6 protein-coding genes and 1 riboswitch are annotated in these 4,572 nt (G+C 32.9%); all 6 genes read left to right on the forward strand.

The window, feature by feature from the left end; translation table 11 throughout:
• The first annotated feature begins 75 nt into the window (after positions 1-75).
• Entirely contained in the window at positions 76-792 is a 717-nt protein-coding gene (locus ACR0QS_RS11350; RefSeq protein WP_432633562.1) for a PorT family protein, read from the forward strand.
• A gap of 439 nt (positions 793-1,231) precedes the next feature.
• Positions 1,232-1,338, forward strand: a riboswitch (TPP riboswitch).
• A 94-nt stretch (positions 1,339-1,432) separates the two neighbouring features.
• The gene (thiM, locus tag ACR0QS_RS11355) at positions 1,433-2,254 is read left to right on the forward strand and encodes a hydroxyethylthiazole kinase (protein ID WP_432633563.1); all 822 of its coding nucleotides are present in this window, start codon (positions 1,433-1,435) and stop codon (positions 2,252-2,254) included.
• A complete protein-coding gene (thiE, locus tag ACR0QS_RS11360) occupies positions 2,241-2,882 on the forward strand; it encodes a thiamine phosphate synthase (RefSeq protein WP_432633564.1) in 642 nt (213 codons plus the stop codon). Before thiM ends, thiE begins: the two co-directional genes overlap by 14 nt.
• The gene (locus tag ACR0QS_RS11365; protein WP_432633565.1) at positions 2,879-3,532 is read left to right on the forward strand and encodes an HAD family hydrolase; all 654 of its coding nucleotides are present in this window, start codon (positions 2,879-2,881) and stop codon (positions 3,530-3,532) included. Before thiE ends, ACR0QS_RS11365 begins: the two co-directional genes overlap by 4 nt.
• 41 nt (positions 3,533-3,573) lie before the next feature.
• Positions 3,574-4,380, forward strand: coding sequence for a bifunctional hydroxymethylpyrimidine kinase/phosphomethylpyrimidine kinase (gene thiD, locus ACR0QS_RS11370; protein ID WP_432633566.1), 807 nt, complete (start codon positions 3,574-3,576; stop codon positions 4,378-4,380).
• Positions 4,380-4,572: hypothetical protein (locus ACR0QS_RS11375; RefSeq protein WP_432633567.1), on the forward strand; the 193-nt coding region annotated here is incomplete at its 3' end. The genes thiD and ACR0QS_RS11375, both read left to right, overlap by 1 nt.

Consider the following 4,572-nt stretch of genomic DNA (forward strand, 5'->3'; position numbering starts at 1 on the left):
AAATATAAAATTTTACTTGACTTTTACTAATATTTTTATTATACTTAAAGAGCAAATAAACAAAAGGAGTTTATTATGAATAACTTAAAAAGATTATTTTTTACCGTTTCAATTCTTGCTATTTTCAATATTTCCGTATTTGCAAAAAGCGGTTTTGAATTTATACTAAATATTCCTCTGCAAATGGGAATAGGTATAATGCCAAAATATCTTAAAGATAATGCTGGAGCTAATGGAGAGGTATCTTTTGACGGCGGAATTACCGCTCAATTCGGGTATATGACGCAAATGTCAAGCCGTTTAGGAATAAGTTTATTGGCTGAATTTGGCTATTCCCATGACACTATCGCCGCATCTTTAAATGCAAGCTCGTTAAATTCGGGAATTGAAATGTATGCCAATAGAGTTGCTTTTTCCTATAGTTTTGACAGTTTACAAATTGGATTGCTTCCTAAATTTAATATAGGAAATTTTGCAATAGGAATTGGTGGAGGAATTAAAATACCTATGAAAGGTAAATTAATTACAAAAGTTCTCAATCAAGAACAATCGAACGAATTAGGAAGGGGCGATATAGCCAATATAATTAGTCCTGCAATTTTAGGTTATATAAAAGCTTCTTTGGATTATTCCATTTTCTTCAAGAATAATTTTGCTTTTAATATCGGTTTATATTTAGGATACGATATTGCAAAAGATAAATCTCTTGATATTAACGGAAAGAAAATATATTACGGCATTTTAGATATAGGAGTAGAATTAGGGCTTAAATACGGAGCAAGTATTGATTAATTTTAAATTAAAACTGATTTATACTCAAAAGCGTAAGCATTTTTATTTTAAATATTGTTTTTCTTTAGATTGCTTCATTACATTTGCAATGACGGTTAAAAACTTTGTCCATTACGAACGACTGATTAAGGAAGCTAAGTAATCCAAAATTAATAAAAATTGATTTTAAAATTTAACTTTATTAATAGTAGATTGCCACGCCTTCACTCTGTTTGGCTCGCAATGACGATATAAAATAACATCCGTATAACGAATTTTTATCTTATTGCGAGACAATACAATTTATATAAATTATTTCGGCAAATGATACAAAAATAATGGGAAGACTATTTTTTAGCCATTCTCGTAGACGCTAATTTTGTTTCAAAACCAATCAAAAAATAAGAATACTTGCAATATATTAAAATCATTATATAATTTGAGTTATAATAAATTATAATAACAAAAGCGGGGGAGCTCGTAATCGGGCTGAGAGGAAGTAATTAACTTCGACCCTTTTTACCTGATGCGGATAATGCCGCCGTAGGAAGTCGTCTTTATTGTAGATTTTTACGGGATATTCGCAACGGCTATCCCTTTTTTGTTGCAGAAAAGAATTTATAAAATTATAAAAAATAAAAATTACAATAAGGATAAAAATATGTTTAAGTCAATTTTTGAAAATGTTAAGATTAAACATCCGCTCATTCAAAATATTACAAATTATGTAACGATAAACGACTGCGCCAATATCATTCTTGCATGCGGAGGTTCGCCGATTATGGCTGAAGATGAAAATGAAGTTTCCGAAATCGCTTCAATTTGCAACGGACTAAATATTAATGTTGGAAATTTGGACGATGCCACAGTTCGAGCGATGATAATCTCTGGCAAAAAAGCGAACGAAATCAATAATCCGATTGTTCTCGACCCTGTAGGAGCGGGAGCTTCAAAACTTAGAACTCAAACCTCTTTAAGACTTTTAAGCGAAATAAAATTTTCCGTAATTAGAGGAAATGTATCCGAAATAAAATCTCTATCATATGGCAATATGTCAACCAAAGGAGTAGACGCGAGCGAATCCGATAAAATTACAGAAGATAATTTAGACAAAGCCGTAGAGTTTGCAAAATCATTTTCATCAAAAACTAATTCCGTAATCGCTATGACGGGAGCTATAGATATCGTAAGCGACAGTCAAAAAACTTATTTGATTCGCAACGGACATTCAATGATGGCAACGGTTACGGGAACGGGATGCCAGCTTTCCGCTATGACTGCAGCTTTTATAGCCGCTAATCCAAATCAGATTTTAGAATCTGCAGCGGCTTCCGTATGCGCTATGGGACTTGCTGGAGAAATCGCTTATAATCGTTTGACGAAACTTGACGGAAATTCTTCATATAGAAATTATATAATTGACGCGATTTATAATCTCACTCCCGAAGAATTGGATAAAGGAGCAAAATATGAGATTCGATAAAAAATTCGCCACTCTTTACGCTGTCACAGACAGAGCATGGACGGGCAAACAAAATTTATACGAACAAGTTGAATCGGCTTTGAAAGGCGGAGCTACATGCATTCAGCTTAGAGAAAAAAATCTTAACGAAAAAATATTTTTAGAAGAAGCGATAAAAGTTAAAGATTTATGCAAAAAATATAATGTTCCGTTTATAATCAACGATAATGTCGATATAGCGATAAAATGCAATGCGGACGGAATTCATGTCGGGCAGGAAGATATGGCGGTTTTAGAGGTTCGTAAATTAGTAGGAGATAAAATGATAATCGGAGTTTCCGTTCAGAGCGTAGACGAGGCTTTGGATGCGATAAAAAACGGGGCGGATTATCTCGGAGTCGGCGCTATGTTTTCAACTTCCACAAAACTTGACGCTAATATTATTTCGTTTGAAACTCTTAAATGTATTTGCAACTCGGTAAATATTCCCGTTGTCGCTATAGGCGGAATTGGAAAAAACAATATTATGAAACTCGCTGGAAGTAAAGTAGACGGCGTGGCTTTAGTAAGCGCAATTTTCGGAGCGGATGATATAGAAAAAGAATGCAGAGAACTTCGCAGATTATCGGAAGAAATGATTAAGTTATGAAATTAAAAGGCGCAATTTTTGATTTTGACGGAACATTATTCGATTCAATGTCCATTTGGCAAACGGCAGGCTCTAATTATATTAATTCCATAGGATGCGAAGCTGAAGAAAATTTTAACGAAATCATATCTTCAATGAGTTTGAGTCAGTCGGCAAATTATATAAAAAATAAATATAAACTTGATTTGACGGAAAAAGAAATTATAAACGGAATAAATAAGACTATAGAAAATTTTTATTTTTACGAAGCCTCTCCAAAACCAAATGTGAAATCATTTTTAGAGATTCTACAAAAAAGAAAAGTTAAAATGTGCATTGCTACGGCAACAGACGATTATTTAATCGAAACGGCTTTGAAACGAAATAAAATGGAGAATTTTTTTACTAAAATTTTTACATGTTCGTCCATTGGATACGGAAAAGACAAACCGAATATTTTTGAGGAAGCGTTGAAATTTCTTGGGACGAAAAAAAGCGAAACTCTCGTATTTGAAGACGCTTATTATTCTATAAAAACCGCTAAAATGTCGTCTTTTTTAGTGGCGGCTGTATATGATAAATACGAAGAGAAACAAAATGAAATTAAAAATATCGCCGATTTTTTTATTGAAGATTTTATAAATACCGATTTATTTTTTGAATCGTTATAAATTTGCAAAATAAAAAATAATTAATTTTAAGGAGAGACAAAATGAAAACTGCATTATCAATAGCTGGAAGCGACTGCAGTGGAGGAGCGGGCATTCAAGCGGACATAAAAACTATGACAATGAACGGAGTATATGCCATGTCGGTAATTACCGCTCTTACTGCTCAAAACACAACGGGAGTATCGGACATATTGGAGATTAGTCCCGATTTTCTAAAAAGTCAAATCGATATGATTTTTACCGATATTTATCCCGATGCCGTAAAAATTGGAATGGTTTCAAATTCTAAACTTATTGAAACTATCGCTGAAAGACTTGATTTTTATAAAGCTAAAAATATTGTGGTTGACCCAGTTATGGTTGCAACTTCAGGAGCAAAATTAATAGAATCTGACGCCGTTGCTATTCTTAAAAAAACGCTTATTCCTATGGCTGCTATTATTACGCCGAATATTCCAGAAGCTGAAATTCTTTCGGGAATTAAAATCGCATGCGAAGAAGATATGATTCTATCGGCAAAATCAATCGGAGAAAAATATGGATGTTCTATTTTGATTAAAGGCGGACATAACTTAAACGATGCAAACGATTTATTATATTCAAACGGAGAATTAAAATGGTTTTACGGCAGACGAATCAATAATCCGAATACTCATGGAACGGGCTGCACTCTATCAAGCGCCATAGCGTCAAATTTGGCAAAAGGCTACGATATGGAAAATTCTATAAGAAAAGCGAAAGATTATATTTCGGGAGCTTTAGAATCTATGCTTAATTTAGGAAAAGGCAGAGGACCTATGAATCATTCTTTTAATTTAAATGGCGAATTTTCAAAGGAGGCAGAATAATGAAAACCGTTAAATATTTGCTTGAAATGTCAAAAGAAATATGGGATAAATATAATAAACATCCTTTCATTATGGGAATTGAAAACGGAACTCTAAAAAAAGAAAAATTCCGTTATTATATTATTCAAGATTTCAAGAATATGACATTAAAACAAATGTGTTTTTCTCAAGTGCAAATGACTAAATTTATAT

Origin of the sequence: Brachyspira sp., assembly GCF_050873525.1 — a bacterium.
Classification (GTDB): Bacteria; Spirochaetota; Brachyspiria; order Brachyspirales; family Brachyspiraceae; genus Brachyspira.

Coding starts and splice junctions, on each gene's coding strand:
- ACR0QS_RS11350 (WP_432633562.1), top strand. CDS start 76: ATGAATAACTTAAAAAGATTATTTTTTACCGTTTCAATTCTTGCTATT.
- thiE (WP_432633564.1), top strand. CDS start 2,241: ATGAGATTCGATAAAAAATTCGCCACTCTTTACGCTGTCACAGACAGA.
- thiD (WP_432633566.1), top strand. CDS start 3,574: ATGAAAACTGCATTATCAATAGCTGGAAGCGACTGCAGTGGAGGAGCG.
- ACR0QS_RS11365 (WP_432633565.1), top strand. CDS start 2,879: ATGAAATTAAAAGGCGCAATTTTTGATTTTGACGGAACATTATTCGAT.
- thiM (WP_432633563.1), top strand. CDS start 1,433: ATGTTTAAGTCAATTTTTGAAAATGTTAAGATTAAACATCCGCTCATT.